At 68.4% G+C, this 15,765-nt stretch carries 14 protein-coding genes; 7 read left to right on the top strand and 7 right to left on the bottom strand.

Annotated features, from left to right (window positions below; genetic code table 11):
• Window positions 1–133 precede the first annotated feature (133 nt).
• Both gpmA and NR101_RS14590 read right to left on the bottom strand, forming a co-directional pair.
• Window positions 134–883, bottom strand: coding sequence for a 2,3-diphosphoglycerate-dependent phosphoglycerate mutase (gene gpmA / locus NR101_RS14595; RefSeq protein WP_256776457.1), 750 nt, complete (start codon window positions 881–883; stop codon window positions 134–136).
• A gap of 99 nt (window positions 884–982) precedes the next feature.
• Entirely contained in the window at window positions 983–1,999 is a 1,017-nt protein-coding gene (locus NR101_RS14590) for a cation diffusion facilitator family transporter (protein WP_256776456.1), read from the bottom strand.
• A gap of 148 nt (window positions 2,000–2,147) precedes the next feature.
• Between NR101_RS14590 and NR101_RS14585 the strand changes: the two genes are divergently transcribed.
• Window positions 2,148–3,572, top strand: a complete 1,425-nt coding sequence (locus NR101_RS14585) for a GGDEF domain-containing protein (RefSeq protein ID WP_256776455.1) — start codon at window positions 2,148–2,150, stop codon at window positions 3,570–3,572.
• 129 nt (window positions 3,573–3,701) lie between these two features.
• Window positions 3,702–4,832, top strand: a complete 1,131-nt coding sequence (locus NR101_RS14580) for a metallophosphoesterase (protein WP_256776454.1) — start codon at window positions 3,702–3,704, stop codon at window positions 4,830–4,832.
• A 16-nt stretch (window positions 4,833–4,848) separates the two neighbouring features.
• Here the strand turns inward: NR101_RS14580 and NR101_RS14575 are convergent, their stop codons facing one another.
• Window positions 4,849–5,982 (bottom strand): acyl-CoA desaturase, encoded by a 1,134-nt coding sequence (locus tag NR101_RS14575; protein ID WP_256776453.1) that lies wholly within the window; start codon window positions 5,980–5,982, stop codon window positions 4,849–4,851.
• Between the two features lie 2 nt (window positions 5,983–5,984).
• Window positions 5,985–7,061, bottom strand: a complete 1,077-nt coding sequence (locus NR101_RS14570) for a ferredoxin reductase (protein ID WP_256776452.1) — start codon at window positions 7,059–7,061, stop codon at window positions 5,985–5,987.
• A 92-nt stretch (window positions 7,062–7,153) separates the two neighbouring features.
• Here NR101_RS14570 and fabR point away from each other — a divergent pair, with 92 nt between their 5' ends.
• The 5 genes from fabR to NR101_RS14545 all read left to right on the top strand — a co-directional run bounded on the left by fabR (window position 7,154) and on the right by NR101_RS14545 (window position 12,805).
• Complete coding sequence (fabR, locus tag NR101_RS14565; protein WP_038692404.1) at window positions 7,154–7,819, top strand: HTH-type transcriptional repressor FabR; 666 nt, start codon at window positions 7,154–7,156, stop codon at window positions 7,817–7,819.
• A gap of 358 nt (window positions 7,820–8,177) precedes the next feature.
• Entirely contained in the window at window positions 8,178–9,506 is a 1,329-nt protein-coding gene (locus NR101_RS14560) for a TolC family protein (RefSeq protein ID WP_256776451.1), read from the top strand.
• Entirely contained in the window at window positions 9,499–10,515 is a 1,017-nt protein-coding gene (locus NR101_RS14555; protein WP_256776450.1) for an efflux RND transporter periplasmic adaptor subunit, read from the top strand. Before NR101_RS14560 ends, NR101_RS14555 begins: the two co-directional genes overlap by 8 nt.
• Window positions 10,512–11,693, top strand: a complete 1,182-nt coding sequence (locus NR101_RS14550; RefSeq protein ID WP_256776449.1) for an ABC transporter permease — start codon at window positions 10,512–10,514, stop codon at window positions 11,691–11,693. The genes NR101_RS14555 and NR101_RS14550 overlap by 4 nt, the downstream gene beginning before the upstream one ends.
• Entirely contained in the window at window positions 11,690–12,805 is a 1,116-nt protein-coding gene (locus NR101_RS14545) for an ABC transporter permease (RefSeq protein ID WP_256776448.1), read from the top strand. The genes NR101_RS14550 and NR101_RS14545 overlap by 4 nt, the downstream gene beginning before the upstream one ends.
• A 4-nt stretch (window positions 12,806–12,809) precedes the next feature.
• On the opposite strand, the gene NR101_RS14540 is transcribed toward NR101_RS14545, so the two are convergent.
• The 3 genes from NR101_RS14540 to NR101_RS14530 all read right to left on the bottom strand — a co-directional run bounded on the left by NR101_RS14540 (window position 12,810) and on the right by NR101_RS14530 (window position 15,757).
• On the bottom strand, window positions 12,810–14,186 hold the full coding sequence (locus tag NR101_RS14540; RefSeq protein ID WP_256776447.1) for a hypothetical protein: 1,377 nt from the start codon (window positions 14,184–14,186) through the stop codon (window positions 12,810–12,812).
• A gap of 125 nt (window positions 14,187–14,311) precedes the next feature.
• Window positions 14,312–14,647 carry a glycine zipper 2TM domain-containing protein gene (locus tag NR101_RS14535; RefSeq protein ID WP_256776476.1) on the bottom strand — a complete coding sequence of 112 codons (336 nt, stop codon included), beginning with the start codon at window positions 14,645–14,647 and terminating at the stop codon, window positions 14,312–14,314.
• Between the two features lie 183 nt (window positions 14,648–14,830).
• The gene (locus tag NR101_RS14530; RefSeq protein ID WP_256777750.1) at window positions 14,831–15,757 is read right to left on the bottom strand and encodes an alpha/beta hydrolase; all 927 of its coding nucleotides are present in this window, start codon (window positions 15,755–15,757) and stop codon (window positions 14,831–14,833) included.
• Window positions 15,758–15,765: the final 8 nt, after the last annotated feature.

Here is a 15,765-nt window from a genome sequence, read left to right as displayed (position 1 = left end):
ACGCGTGGCCGCGCGGCGTCCGGCACCGCGGTAGAGCCACGCCATGCGTGGCTGCGCGGCATCCGGCATCGTGGGCAGCCACCATGGGGTGGCTCTACCAGCAAAAAGGCCGGTTTGCGCCGGCCTTTCGGGGTTACTTCGCTTTGCCCTGGTTCGCCACTGCTTCGGCGGCCTTGCGCGCGGCTTCCGGGTCGCCCAGGTAGCGGAACGACTGCACGCTCAGGTCATCGTTCAACTCGAACAGCAGCGGGATGCCGGTCGGGATGTTGAGCTCCAGGATGGCCTCCTGCGAGACGTGGTTGAGGTACTTGTACAGCGCGCGCAGCGAGTTGCCGTGGGCGGTGACCAGCACGGTCTTGCCGTCCTTGAGCTGCGGGGCGATCGCATCGAACCAGTACGGCAGCACGCGGTCCAGCGTGGTCGCCAGCGATTCGGTGCCCGGCAGCGCGTTGCGGTCCAGGCCGGCGTAGCGGCGGTCGTGGATCGGATGGCCCGGGTCTTCGACGTCCATCGCCGGCGGCGGGATGTCGTAGGAGCGGCGCCAGATCTTGACCTGGTCCTCGCCGTGCTTGGCCGCAGTCTCGGCCTTGTCCAGGCCCTGCAGGCCACCGTAGTGACGCTCGTTCAGGCGCCAGCTCTTGCTGACCGGCAGCCAGTCCTGGTCCAGCTCGGCCAGGGCACCCTGCAGGGTGTGGATGGCGCGCTTGAGCACCGAGGTATGCGCGACATCGAACTGCAGCCCTTCTTCACGCATCAGGCGGCCGGCAGCGGCGGCCTCGCGGCGGCCCTGTTCGGTCAGTTCAACGTCCACCCAACCGGTGAAGCGGTTGTCCAGGTTCCACTGGCTCTGGCCGTGGCGCAACAGTACGAGTTTCCGGGTCACTGCAGTATCTCCGACAGATGGCAAGGCAGACCCGCATTGTAGCGGCAAGCCTGCCCCGCCCCGCACGGCGATGGCCGCAGCGTCGACCGGCGCGCTGGTTCAGGGATGCGGATGGCCGTGATGGCCCTGCGCATCCGGATGCGCGCGGCGGCGGTCGTCCCGCGCGAGGTGGTCATGCCCATCGTCGTGATGGTGGCCGGCATGCGCGTCGGCGGCCTTGGGGCTGCCGACGCTGCAGCTGTCGCCGCAATGATCCGCCTCGATCTGCAGGGTCACATGTTCGATGCCGAACTGGTCGTGCAGCGTAGCGGTCAACGTGCGCCGCAGGCGGTCGGCATCCACCGCGTCGGCCATCACCACATGCGCGGTCAGCGCTGGCGTGCTGGAGGCCAGCGCCCACACATGCAGGTCATGCACGTCGACCACGCCGGGCTGCGCGTCCAGCGCGGTGCGCACGGCGTTGAGGTCGGTGCCCTTGGGCACGCCTTCGAGCAGCACATTGATCGCCTCGCGCATCAGCACCCAGGTGCGCGGCAGCACCCACAGGCCAATCAGCACGGCCAGAATCGGATCGATCGGCTTCCAGCCCGTCCAGCGGATCAGCAGCGCACCGATGATCACCGCGACCGAACCGAGCATGTCGGCCCACACTTCCAGGTAAGCGCCCTTTACGTTGAGGCTTTCGCCACTGCCGGCACGCAGCAGGCGCATGGAGATCAGGTTGATGCCCAAGCCGATCGCGGCGATCACCAGCATGCCGGTGGAGGCGATTTCCTGCGGCTGGCGGAAACGCGCCACCGCCTCCCACAGGATGTAGGCGGCCACCAAGAAGAGCATGCCGCCGTTGATCATCGCGCCGAGCGCCTCCAGCCGTGCGTAGCCGTAGGTGCGCTTGGCATCGGGCGGGCGCCGGCTCAGCCGCACCGCGACCAGCGCGATCATCAGCGCCAGGGTGTCGGTGGCCATGTGCGCGGCATCGGACAACAGCGCCAGGCTGTTGGTCCAGAACGCACCCACCACTTCCACCACCAGGAAGGTAGTGGTGAGGCCGAGTGCCCACCAAAGTGGTTTTTCGTGGCGGATTTCGCTGGGCAGGTGATCGTGGTCGTGACCCATGAAGGTGTCTCCAGAACAATGTGCGCAGGTTAAGCAGGGTACCGCGCGGAGACTATTACACTTGGGCTGGCGTTCAGTCTGTAACTTCATTACAACCGCAGGCGGCCGCTAAGGTTCGACGGCCCCTGTGGCGGGAAGAGCAATCATCGTGGATATCGTTCCAAACCTGGATGAGGCCAGCCGTCCGCTGGCCGATGCCTGGCAGCAGACCCTGCTGGCGACCGGCGCCGACGCTGCCGCACTGCTGGCCGAGCTGGCCGCACAGTCGCCGCCGGACCTGGCCCATCACTTCTATGACGTGCTGCTGGAGGACCCGCGCGCCAGCCGCTTTCTGTCCCACGACCAGGTGCGCCTGCGCCTGAAACCGGCCATGCAGCGTTGGCTGACGCAACTGCTGACCGCCACCATCGACAGCATCCCGTCGCTGGTGGCCGCGCAGCGGGTGATCGGCGATGTGCATGCGCGGGTGGGCATTCCCGTGGACCTGGTCACCCGTGGCGCGCGCGTGCTCAAGCAACGCCTATTCGAGCGCATCGTGGCGCATGCTCCCAGCAGCGCCATCGCCTTCGAGGCGATCAGCTGCCTGAGCGCCTCGGTGGATATCGCGCTGGAAGGCATGACCCTGGCCTATACCCATGCACGCGAGCGTTCTTCGCGCACCGATGCGGCGTACCGGCTGTTCTCGCTGGTGCAGAACGTCAGCACCGAACGCGAACGCCAGCGCGCCTTGCTGCTGGATTGGGAAAACGCGCTGCTGTACGCCATCGCCAGCCAGGCCGCCGATGCCGGTACCGTGGACCTGGCCCATTCCGAATTCGGACTGTGGTTCACCCACAAGGGCATCCCCAGTTTTGGCGAGAGCAGCGAGACGGCGCAGGTAAGCGCGTTGATCGCACGCGTGGACGCGCAGCTGCATGCTGCGCTCGCACGTGCAGACCTGCCGGCGCGTTTCAGCGCGCTGCAGGGCATCCGCGAGCAGCTCGCGCGTATCCGCACCCTGATGAGCATGCTGTTCGAGCGCATCGGCGAGCTCGATGCCGGCAGCGACGCGCTGACCAACCTGCTCAACCGGCGCTTCCTGCCCACGGTGCTGCGTCGCGAGATCGAACTGGCCAACTCGGCGCACACGCCGTTCTCGGTGCTGCTGCTGGATCTGGATCACTTCAAGGCGATCAACGACACCCACGGCCACGACGGCGGCGATCGCGCCCTGCAGCATGTGGCCGCGCTGCTGGGCCAGCTCACCCGCGGCAGCGATTACCTGTTCCGCTATGGCGGCGAAGAGTTCGTGGTGGTGCTGGTGGCCGCCAATGCCGCGCAGGCCGAGGTGATCGCCGAGAACCTGCGCCGGCAGATCGCGCAGACACCGGCGCCGCTGGCCAACGGCAGCACCCTGGCGCTGACCGCCAGCATCGGCGTGGCCGCCCACGATGGCCACCCGGACTACGAGCGGCTGATGGCCCGCGCCGATGCGGCGATGTACCAAGCCAAGAAGCGCGGCCGCAACCGCGTCGTGCTGGCCAGCGACGACCTGCCCGATGCACCGGAGCGACAGGCACTGCAGCGCGGCTGAGTCGGCGCGAGCCGCCTGTTGCGGCACACCGACCGGTACCAACGGCGCATGCCGGGCGCGGCGCGGGCGGCGTAGGATCACGACGCGGGCATTGGCCTGCGTCGTTGCCGCTGCCCAAGGAACCTGTCGATGCCGTCCCGCCCTTCATCGCACCTGCCGTGCGCCCTGCTGTGCTCGACCCTGTTGCTGGGCGCCTCCGCCACGGCCCGCGACGTGCCGCAACCGGCCGAGCACGTGGAGGCCGATGGCCCGTACGTGTTCCGCACCGACACGGGCCTGCAGGCGCAGTGGGTGTGCAACGACCACGTGGTCCGCCGCGATCTGCCAGCGCGCGGCGAGGTCACCGTGGTCGCGCCCGAATGCGGTTACCCGCACGAGGTGAGCGTGCTGCCGCCACGCACCGCCGAGGTCGCGCAGTACCCGGCCACGCCGCGCATCGTCGCGTTGTCGGACATCCATGGCCAGTACGGGCTGCTGGTGACGCTGCTGCGCGCCCACCATGTCATCGATGCGCAGGACCACTGGGCCCTCGGCGATGCCACGCTGGTGGTGGCCGGCGATGTGTTCGACCGTGGGCCGCAGGTGACCGAGGCGTTCTGGCTGCTCTACGGCCTGCAGCAGCAGGCCAGCGCGGCCGGTGGCGCGGTGCACTTCGTGCTCGGCAACCACGAGACGATGGTGTTGTACGACGACCTGCGCTACGTCAACCCGAAGTACCTCAGGAGTGCGCAGCTGCTTGGTCGTTCGTATCCGGCGCTGTACGGCGTCGATTCGGTGATCGGCCAATGGCTGCGCACCCGTCCGGTGCTGCTGAAGATCGGCGACACGCTGTTCCTGCACGGCGGCATCGCCCCGGAGAACCTCGACCTGGTGCGCGCCATGGACACCACCAACGCCAGCTACCAGGCCTCGGTCGGGCTGCCACGTGAGCAGGTCAAGGCCGCGCCGGACAGCGCGCGCCTGTTCGACGGCAAGACCAGCCCGATCTGGTACCGCGGCTACTTCGATGGACGCATGGATACCGCCCAGGTGCAGTCACTGCTCGAACAGTTGCAGCTCAAGCGCATCGTGGTCGGCCATACCTCGATGCGGCACGTGAGCAGCTTCCACGGTGACCGCATCATCGCCATCGACAGCAGCATCAAGAAGGGCGAGAACGGCGAGCTGCTGTTCATCGAGAACGGCACACTCAGCCGCGGCCTGCTGGACGGCACACGCGTGCCCTTGGCCGAAGGCAGGATGGAAGTGGACGACGACTGAGCCGTCGTCCACCGGCTCAGCCCTGCTGTACCTGCGGCCGGGCGCCGGCCGGCAGCGCGCGCACCCGCCCCGGCTTGCTCGGGAAGGCGTGGCGCACGATCCGCCACATCACCTGGCCGAACTGTTTCGGCAGCGAGCCGGTGTTGTAGTGCTGGCCGTAACGCGTGCAGATCGCCTTCACTTCCACGGCGATATCGGCGTAACGGTTGGCCGGGATGTCCGGGAAGAAGTGGTGTTCGATCTGGTGGCTGAGGTTGCCCGACAGGACGTTCATCAGCTTGCCACCGGTCAGGTTGGATGAGCCACGCAGCTGGCGCAGATACCAGTGGCCGCGGCTTTCATCGCGCACGCATTCCTTGGGGAAGGTCTCGGCATCGGCGGTGAAGTGGCCGCAGAAGATGATCACGTAGGTCCACACGTTGCGGATCAGGTTGGCCACCACGTTGCCCAGCAGCACCGGCAGGAAGAACGGGCCGGCCAGCGCGGGGAACAGCAGGTAGTCCTTGAACATCTGCTTGCCCATCTTGCGGCCCACCGGGCGCGCCTGTGCCAGCAGCTGGCGGAAGGTGATCTTGCCGGCGAACCAGCGGCCCACGCGCAGGTCCTGGATGGCGATGCCCCATTCGAACAGCAGCGCGAACACCACCGCCACCACCGGCTGGGTCAGGTAGAACGGGCGCCAGCGCTGTTCGGGGAAAATCCGCAACAGGCCATAGCCGATGTCGTCGTCCAGCCCGCGCACATTGGTGTAGGTGTGGTGGCGGAAATTGTGGGTCTTGCGCCAGTTGTCGGCAGTGCCGACGATGTCCCACTCGTAGGTGCTGCCCTGCAGCTGCGGGTCGCCCATCCAGTCGTACTGGCCGTGGATGACGTTGTGCGCCAGCTCCATGTTTTCCAGGATCTTGGACAGCGCCAGCAGCGCCACGCCGGCGATCCACGCCGGGATCAGCACGCTGTGCACGAAGGCACCGAGGAACAGCAGCGCGCGGCCGGCCACGCCGGTCCAGCGCACGCCGGCCACCACGCGGCGGATGTAACGCGCGTCGGCGGCCCCCAGCGTGGCCAGCTGGCGCGCACGCAGCGCATCGAGTTCATCGCCGAAGGCGTGCAGTTCAGCGGCGGAAAGCGCGCGGTTCTGGACGGAAGACATGGTCAGAGCTCCAGGATCAGGTCGGTGCTGGCGCTGTTGACGCACAGCTTCACTTGCGTGGCCGGTTCATCGGCGTACTCGCCGGTGAGCGTGTGCCGGGTGACGCCGGAGGCCTTGCCGCACGCACAGGTGTTGCAGATGCCCATGCGGCAGCCGCTGGCCGGGCGCAGGCCTTCGGCTTCCAGCGCCTGCAGCAGCGAGGTGCCGCGCGGCAGGGTCAGGGTGCGGCCACTGCGGCGCAGTTCGACCTGCACCGTGCCGGTTTCCGCGTCGGGCAGCAGCGGCGGGGTGAACGCTTCGAACTGCAGCGCGGCCACGGTGCCCTGCAAGCGCGCGCGGGCGGCATCAACGAAGCCACCCGGGCCGCACACCAGCACCTGGGCCGCACGGAGGTCGCCGAGTGCATCGAACGCGTAGGCATCCACGCGCGGCGACGCGGCGTGCGGGTCGCGGGTCAGTGCCAGGTGCACGCGCAGGTTCGGATGGCGCGCGGCCAGTGCCGCCAGTTCGTCGGCAAAACACAGTTCCTCGCGGCGGCGGGCCCAGTACACCAGGTCCACCGTGCCGGGCATACCGGCGGCATCCAGCTGGCGCAGCAGCGCGCGCATCGGGGTGATCCCGCTGCCGGCCGCCAACAGCAGCAGGCGCTGGGCTTGTATGGGATCCACGGTCATCTCGCCGAAGGCCTGGCCCAGTTCGAACGCCTCACCGATCGCCGCGTGATGGGCGAGGTGCTGGCTGACCTTGCCGCCCTCGATCGCCTTGACGGTGATCGCCAGCGTGCCGTCGGCCAGCTGCGTGGGGCTGTAGCTGCGCGACAAGCGGCGGCCATCCACGTCTACCCCGAGGGTGACGTGCTGGCCCGGCTGCATCCCACGGAAATGCCGGTTCGGGCGCAGCACCAGGGTGACCGCATCGGCGCTGGCCTGCTCGCGCGCCACCAGCCGCGCCCGCGCCCGGCGCAGGGTCCACAGCGGGTGCAGACGCCCGGCCCAGAAGTCGAACAGTTCCTCGGACACCCAATGACGGGGCGAGATCGGGTTGCGGCGGCGGATCGGGGGGCGGGGTTGGGCGCTCATGGGGTCACTATACGCACGCACATACATGCGTGTATACACTTGTATATTGATCGGACGAGCTATGATTCAGGGACTTGACCGCCCTGCCCCCGATGACCTCCCCAGACCTGCCCCTGTCCGCTGCCGACGATGCCCATCCGGCGCGCAAAGCCTCGATCTCGCGCGACGACCTGCTGGCCGCCGCGCTGGCCCTGATCGGCCCGCACCGCAGTGTCTCCACGCTGAGCCTGCGCGAAGTGGCCCGCGAGGCCGGCATCGCCCCGAACTCGTTCTACCGCCAGTTCCGCGACATGGACGAACTGACCGTGGCGCTGATCGATCTGTCCGGGCGTTCGCTGCGCACGATCATCGGCGAGGCGCGCCAGCGCGCGGCGTCGTCCGAGCGCAGCGTGATCCGGCTGTCGGTGGAGACCTTCTTCGAACAGCTGCGCGCCGACCACAAGCTGCTGCACGTGCTGCTGCGCGAAGGCAGCGCCGGCTCGGACGCGTTCAAGCAGGCGGTGGACCGCGAACTGAACTACTTCGAAGACGAACTGCGGGTCGACCTGATCCGGCTGGCCGCCGCCGATGGCGGCGCGGTGCTGCACGAGCCGGCACTCGCGTCCAAGGCGATCACCCGGCTGGTGTTCGCCATGGGGGCCACCGCCGTGGACCAGCCGCAGGAAAAGGACGCCGAACTGATCGAGCAGCTGTCGCAGATGCTGCGCATGATCATCACCGGCGCGCGCACCATCGCCGGGAATCCGCCGACCCGTTGAGCGGCCAGGGGCGTACCGACCCACGGTCGGTACCTACCCGGTGTGGGTCGACCCACGGCCAATCCCCGACCCGACCGTGAATGCCCCGGTAGGCGACCGCCGTTGGTGGCCGCAGCATTTCGGCACCTTCCGCGCCGCCCAATCGAGAACGTCCATCCGCATACAAACGGCATCGCCGGCGTCGGACGCACCGACACCGCCAAGGCCCGGTGTGAAGACCCGGGCTTCACGCGGCGCGCACCATACTTTACCGAATGCTTTACATACGGAATGCCCATTCGTGAGCCGGCACACGGCGCTTGCGCGCGTAAAGAAAGGATTTCACTGCACGGCCCTGCTCCTGTGCAGCGGCGCGGCCATGGCCCAGTTGCCCATCGGCGAGGCGGCCGTTCCCGCGCTGGACTGGCAGCAGTCCCAGCAGCGCCTGGAACAGGTGTCCGACGCGCTGGCCGCCGCCGATGCCTCGGTGCGCAACAAGCAGGACCTGCAGGACGCCACCCGCCTGCTGCGCCTGCCGGAGATCACCGGTGAAGTGCGCCGCCTGCAGTTCCAGAAGACGCTGACCCTGCCCTTGGGCTCGCTGGCGCCGGTGGCCGAGGCGTTCGGCATCGACTCGCCGTTGCAGTTCACCGAACGCGACTGGCGCACCCGCCCGGTCGTCACCGCGGTGCTGCCGCTGTACACCGGCGGTTTGATCCCGGCCGCGCAGCAGGCCGCCGCCGGCGCCACCGCGCAGGCCAGCGCCGAACGCGAATCGCAGCGCCAGTCGTTGAGCGTGCAGCTGGCCCAGGCCTACTTCGGGCAGCGCCTGGCCGAGCAGGCCGTGGACGTGCGCCGTGACGTGCGCGACGGGCTGCAGCGCCACCTCGACGATGCACTGAAGCTGGAACGCGAAGGCTTCGCCACCCGGGCCCAGCGCCTGCAGGCCAACGTGGCCCGCGACAAGGCCGAGCGCGACTACCAGAAGTCGCTCAACGACCTGCAGACCCTGAAGGCCGCGCTGGCCACCCTGCTGCGCAGCGGAGGCGAAGTGCGCCCGCTGTCGCCGTTGTTCGTGCATCGCACGCCGATCGGCGCGCTGCCCACCTTCGAACGCGATGCGCAGGCCCGGCAGCCGCGGATCGCGCGGCTGCGCGCACTGGTGGCGCAGGCCGAGCAAGGCGTACGGGTGCAGCAGGCCAAGCTCAAGCCCACCGTGTACCTGTTTGGCCAGTACGACTTCCTGCGCCGCGACGAAATGCTGACCGACCCGGACTGGGCGTTCGGCATCGGCGTGAAGTACACCTTCCTGTCTCCCAGCTCGCGCCCGGCGCAGATCAGCGCCGCACGCGCGCAGCAGGAGCAGGCCGAAGCCGGCCTGCGCGAAGCGGAAAACCAGGTCACCCTGGGCGTGCGCAAGGCCTGGTACGAACTGGATACCGCACGCCAGCAGTTCCTGCTGCTGGACAGCAGCATCGAACAGAACCGCGAGAACCTGCGCCTGCAGGAGTTGGCCTTCCGCGAAGGCCAGGCCACCTCGCTGGACGTGATCGACGCGCGGCTGGGGCTGGGCGGTGCGCAGGTGGAACGCGCACAGGCGGCCTACCAGTACGACGTGGCGCTGGCACAGCTGCTGGAGATCAGTGGACAGATGGACCGTTATGACGAATTCCGCCGCCAGGCCGACGAGGTGATCGCGCATGAATGACACATTGCAGGCGCCTGCCGATGCGCCGCCGCCGAACAAGCGCAAACTCGGTATTGCCCTCGCACTGGTGCTGGCGATCGTGGTGGTGGTCGGCCTGTGGCTGGCTTGGCGCAGCCCGGCCGAACAGCTGCAGGGCATGGCCGACGCCGACACCGTCAACGTGGCCGCCAAGATCACCGCACGCCTGGCCGAACTGAAGGTGCGCGAGGGCGACCGGGTCAAGGCCGGTCAGGTGGTGTTCGTGCTGGACAGCCCGGAAGTGGCCGCCAAGGAAGAACAGGCGCAAGGCGCGCTGGAAGCTGCCAGCGCCGTGGCCGACAAGGCCGATGCCGGCGCGCGCAGCGAAGACATCCGCGCCGCGCAGGCCAACTGGAAACGCGCTGAAGCCGGTGCCACGCTGGCCGATGCCACCTACCAGCGCGTGCAGAACCTGTTCAACGAAGGCGTGATGACCCGGCAGAAGCGCGACGAAGCGCTGGCCCAGGCGCGCAGTTCGCGCGAGCTGTCCAATGCCGCCCGTGCGCAGTACGACCAGGCGCTGGCCGGCGCGCGCGAGCAGGACAAGCGTGCCGCACAGGGCCAGGTCCGCCAGGCACGCGGCGCGGTGGCCGAAGTGGACGCCGCGCGTGAGGAGGTCAACGGCCGCGCGCCGCTGGCCGGCGAGATCAACAAGCGCATGGCCGATGTGGGCGAACTGGTCCCGGCGGGCTACCCGGTGTTCACCCTGGTCGACATCGACCGCATGTGGGTATCGGTGAACCTGCGCGAATCGCAGATGCGCGGCCTGAAGATCGGCAACCGTCTGCGCGGTCAGGTCCCCGCGCTGGATCGCGATGTCGAGTTCGAGGTGTACTTCATCAACCCGGCCGGCGATTACGCTACCTGGCGCGCTACCCGGCAGTCGTCGGGCTACGACGTGCGCAGCTTCGAGATCCGGCTGCGCCCGGTGGCGCGCGTGGAGGGCTTCCGCCCCGGCATGAGCGTTCTGTTCGCGTGGCCGCAGGGATGAACCGGTTGCGGCGGGCGGGCTTCGGCGCCGCCTTCCAGCGCGAGCTGCAGCACCTGCGCAGCGACCGCGCCGACCTGCTGCTGGTGACGCTGTTGCCGCTGCTGATGCTGGCGGTGATGGCCTGGTTGTTCGCCGCATCGGTGATGCGCGACATTCCCATTGCCATTGTCGACCTCGACCACAGTGCCGAGAGCCGTCTGCTCGCCCGCATGCTGGATGCCAGTCCGGGCATCGCCGTGGCCAGCCAACCGGCCAGCCTGGCCGATGCGCAGGCCGAACTGCGGCGGCTGGAGGTCTTTGCCGTGGTGCTGGTCCCTCGCGATGCCACCCGCCAGGCGCTGCGTGGCAGCCAGGGCACCGTGTTCGCCTACTACAACGCCACCTACCTCACCACCGGGCAGTCGGCGGTGCGCGATATCGTGGAAGCGGTCGGTGCGTGGAACGCGCGGCTGCTGACCGGCGGCATCGGCAAACAGGTCGGCCTGGCCAAACTGCGCGCGCCGCCCATCGCGGTGCAGTCGGACATCCTGCACAACCCGGCGCGCAGCTACGAACTGTTCCTGCTGCCGCTGTTGTTTCCGGCGGTGTTGTCGCTGGGCCTGGCGCTGGCGGTGGCCGCCAGCCTGGGCCGCGAGGTGCGCGACGGCCAGCTGCGTGCGTGGCTGGGCAGCGCCCCCTGGGCGGCCATCGCCGGCAAAATCTGCCCCTATGTCGCACTGTTCTCGGCCTATGGCGCGCTCGGCGTGTTGTACCTGGCGCTGCTGCGCGGCGACGGCATCGCCGGCAGCCTGCTGTTGCTGATGCTGGGCCAGCTGCTGTTCTACCTGGCATGCGCGGCGGTGGCGCTGCTGTTTGTGGGACTCACCCGTGACATGGGCACCGCGCTGTCGGCCATCGGCTTGAGCATCGGCACCGCGCTGGCATTCTCCGGGGCCACCTTCCCCGTGGTGGATGCGCCGCTGTTCACCCGCGTCTGGAACCTGCTGCTGCCGCTCACCGCCTACGTCAAGCTGCAGACCCAACAGCAATTTGTCGGCGCGCCGTGGTCGGTCTCGCTATGGCCGTTGGCGACGCTGCTGCTGATGGTGCTGGTGGCCGGCGGCATCGGCGGCTGGCGCCTGATCGTCGCAGCGCGCGCCCTGCCCACGCCCGTGGCCTCCAACGGAGCGGCCGCATGAGCCGCTTCACTAGCAGCCTGCGCCAGACCCTGCGCGCGGTGCTGACCGACCGCTATGCGGTCGTGCTCATGATTGGCGCGGTGGTGCTGTACTCGTTCTTCTACCCGGCCGCGTACCGCCACCAGGTTGCCAGCAACCTGCCCATCGTGGTGGTGGACCACGACCAGAGTGCCACCAGCCGCGAACTGCTGCGCCGCGTGGACGCATTGCGCACCGTGCGCATCGTGGCCCAACCCGCCACCCTCGACCAGGCCCGCCACGCGCTCGAGCGCGGCGAGGCCGAAGGCATCCTGCTGATTCCCGCCCAACTGGAGCGCGACATCCTGCGCGGCGGCGCCGGCCACCTGGTGTTGATGGGCAACGGTGCCTACCTCGGCCGCGCCAGCTGGGTATTGGGCGGCGTGGCCGATGCACTGACCGCGTTCGCGCGCGAAACAGCGGTTTCGCAGGCCGCCTTCATGGGCGCCCCGCAGCCACCGCCGATCACCCTGGTGCAGCGACCGCTGTTCAACACGCTGGAAGGCTACGGCAGCGCCATCGTGCCCGGTGTGGCCGAACTGATCGTGCACCAGACGCTGTTGATGGGCATTGGCGTGCTGCTGGGGACGCGGCGCCTGGCACTCGGCCGGCGCCTGCGCTTCGACCTGCCCACCCTGGCCGGCATGGCGCTTGGGTTCGGCATCATCGGCCTGCTGGGCCTGCTCTACTACGCCGGCTTCACCGCGTGGGTGCAGGACTATCCGCGCGGCGGGAATCCGCTCGGGCAACTGCTCGGCGGTACATTGTTCATTGCTGCCACGGTGGCGTTCGGCCTGTTCGTCGGCAGCTTCTTCGCCACCCGCGAACGCGCCTTCCAGGTAGTCATCGCCTGCTCGATCCCGCTGTTCTTCCTGGCCAATCTGTCCTGGCCGGCGGTCACCTCGCCGCCAGCGCTGGTCGCTTTGGCCCACCTGCTGCCCACCACCGCCGGCATCAACCTGATGGTGCGCCTGAACCAGATGGATGCCCGCCTGGGCGAGGTCAGCCACGAGCTGTGGACGCTGGCCGCGCTGCTGGTGCTCTACGGTGGGCTGGCGGTGTGGCGCCTGGGCGACCGCAGCCGCACGAACTGACCGCTCAGCGCGACGGATCCGGCGCGTACCAGAACGGAATGCGGTACTCGCGCCGGCGTCCGGCACCTTTCGCCTCGCTGTCGGCATTCCAGACCAGCAGCAGATCGTGGCGGCCCGGTGGCAGCGCCGACAGCGGCAGGTAGCCCACCAGCCCGCGCATCTCCAGGTCGCGCCGTTCCATCGGCACGAAACCGTCCAGCGCCACCGGCTTGCCATCCAGCGTGACCGTCCACAACAGCGCCAGACACTGGACCGCCGCTCGCGCGGCGTCCTGCCCGACCCGCGCGTTCTCGCCTCCCGGCAGTGCGGTGCAGCGCTGCCGCGCCTGCGGGTTGTCGCGCTGCGGGCGATGCGGAATGAACAGCCGCAGCATCGCACCCTGGACCACATCGCTGGGGATCATCGGGTAGCGCAGCAACCGGTCATGATCCACCCGCAGGGCTTCGTAGTGGGCGCTCAGCATCCCGTTTTCCACCGCTTCGCTGGTCATCACCTCGTAGCGGTTGAACAATGAAAACTTAGCCGAACTGATCGTCTGCACGCCGCCGATGGTCATCGCCGCCATGATCGCGACGAAGTAGGCCACCATGAAATTGCGGGCATACAGATTGCTCTGCAGGGTGAGCTGTACCGGCAGCAGCAGGCGCATCGGTATGAGCCACTGGCTGACGCCGAGCACCCGATGCACCACCCGCTCAAGCCCCGCGCTGGGCTTCCCTTGTGCCTGCCGTCGGGCAACCTGCTTTTCCATCACCAGCGGCACGGTGCTCACCAGCAGCAGCGCTGCGAAGACCACCGCCACCATGCTCAGCGCAATGCGGTCGGTGTCGCCCAGCAGCGCCCCGACCAAACCAGCCACGCTCAGCAGCAGCACCGAGCCCACGCCGATCAGGGTCATGGTCAGCGCGAACAGCAGCGTGGCCGAGAACAGCGTCGATGCAGCGCGGTCGGCGCTGGCGATCACCTGCTCCAGGCTCACCACGCGCGAGCGGTAGAACGCCCGCGATACCGGCCCCATCAGCGGAATCCGATCCCAGCGGATGCCCTCGGGGAAATGAATCTTCAAGCCGATCAATCCGACCCAGTAGCCACGGATGGCCAGGTGCGCGATCAGCGCGAGGGCCACCACGTAGCACAACCCCACGCTGGTGCTGAAGCCGAACCACAGCGCATAAGCGTAGACGCCCTCGGTGTGCACGGTGCTGCCGGCCCACGCATCGAAGATACGCCCCGGAACGGCCAGCAGTGCGAACGCCAGAAGGCCGGAAATGAAGAGTTCGAGTTCGTCGGTGCGTTCGCGCAACCGGGCGAAGCGGCCGGCGTGATCGGACACCTCGGCAGCGGCGTCGGGGGTGTTGCCGGGTTCAAGCACGTCGCTCACAGGCCGGTCATCCTTGGGTGTCGCCGGAGTATACGGCTGCCCGGACACCATCCACGGAGTGCGCATACAACAACGCCAGCCTCAAGGCCGGCGTTGTTGAACTGCGTCCACCTGTCCCGCAGGGATCAGCGGTAGCGGCGCTCGCAGCGGCGCTCGACCACGCGGTCGCCGTTGTTCTGCTGGCTTCGGCCCTGGATGTTGCGGCCTGCGGCGCCACCGGCGACCGCACCGGCGACCGTGGCCAGTTTCTTGCCGTTGCCACCGCCGACCTGGTTGCCCAGCAGGCCACCCACCACCGCACCGGTAGCGGTACCGGCAATACGGTTCGGGTCGCGACTGTTGCGCTGCACTTCCACGTTCTTGCAGACCACCTTGCTGCCGTCATTGAAACGGCGGCCTTCGTCCTTCGGACCGTAGTGCTGGGCGGCAGCACCGAACGATGCGGCGACAAGCGCGCCCATGCACAACACACGTTGGATATTCTTCACGTCTTCTCCTTACTCGCAGGACATGGGGTGAGTGTCCTCCCCAAGAATGCAATGGGTGGTGAAATCATGTCCACGGCGCGTCAACGTGCGGCGGCGCGTTCAGGCAGCAGCCACGCACCGGCACAGCAGCACAGCGCGCGACCACATCCATTCTCCCTACTTCGGCGTCGCGCGCGGCGCATCGATGAATCCGGTCACCGCCGCGATGGTCGCCGCCGGCGCCTCTTCCATCAGCCAATGCCCTGCCCCGGGGATGACCACCCCGGTGACATCCACCGCTGCGTTGCGCATCACCACCGCCTCGTTGGCGCCGAAGGACTTTTCCCCGCCGATGGCCAGTACCGGCATCGTCAACCGGTCGGCAACCACGCGCGCGTTGTCCTGGCCATCCTGGCGGAACGCATGGAACTGGGCGAAGGCGGACTTCATCGCGCCGGGACGTGCGTACAGTGTGGCGTAGTGCGCGCGCGACGGCTCGTCCATGCGGCTCGGGTCGCCGGCGAACTCGTTCCAGAAGCGGTCCAGATAGATCCGCTCGCGACCGGCGACCAGACGCTCCATGTCCGCACCGCCGAAATCAAAGTGCCATAGCAACGGGTTACGGACGATGTCGTCCCACGGCGGAATGCCGGGCACCGGCGCATCCATCACCACCAGCGCACGGGTCAACTGCGGATAGCGCGCCGCATACGCGAAGGCCACCATGGTGCCGATGTCGTGCCCCACCACCGTGGCCTGCTCGATCCCGAGCGAGGCCAATACCGCGCGTACGTCGCCGGCCTGGGTGCGCTTGTCGTACCCGCCGGCCGGGTGCGAGGACAGCCCCATCCCGCGCAGGTCCGGCACCACCACCGTATGCCGGGCGGCGAGCGCGGCGGCCAGCGGCGCCCACATGTCACCGGTATCGCCGAACCCGTGCAGCAGCACTACGGCCGGCCCCTTGCCACCGACCCGGACATGCAGCGTGGCATCGCCGACCACGACCTCCTGGGTGCGGAATCCTGCGGGGAAGGGTTTGACCTGGGCGAAGGCCGGGGCGCTGAGGACGAGCGCGAAGGCAACGGCAATGAGGTGCCTGAGCATGGTGGGCA

Origin of the sequence: Stenotrophomonas sp. Ste86 (genome assembly GCF_024519465.1) — a bacterium.
Classification (GTDB): domain Bacteria; phylum Pseudomonadota; class Gammaproteobacteria; order Xanthomonadales; family Xanthomonadaceae; genus Stenotrophomonas.
Note: the sequence above shows the minus strand (reverse complement) of the source record. Positions and strands in the feature narration are given on the sequence as shown.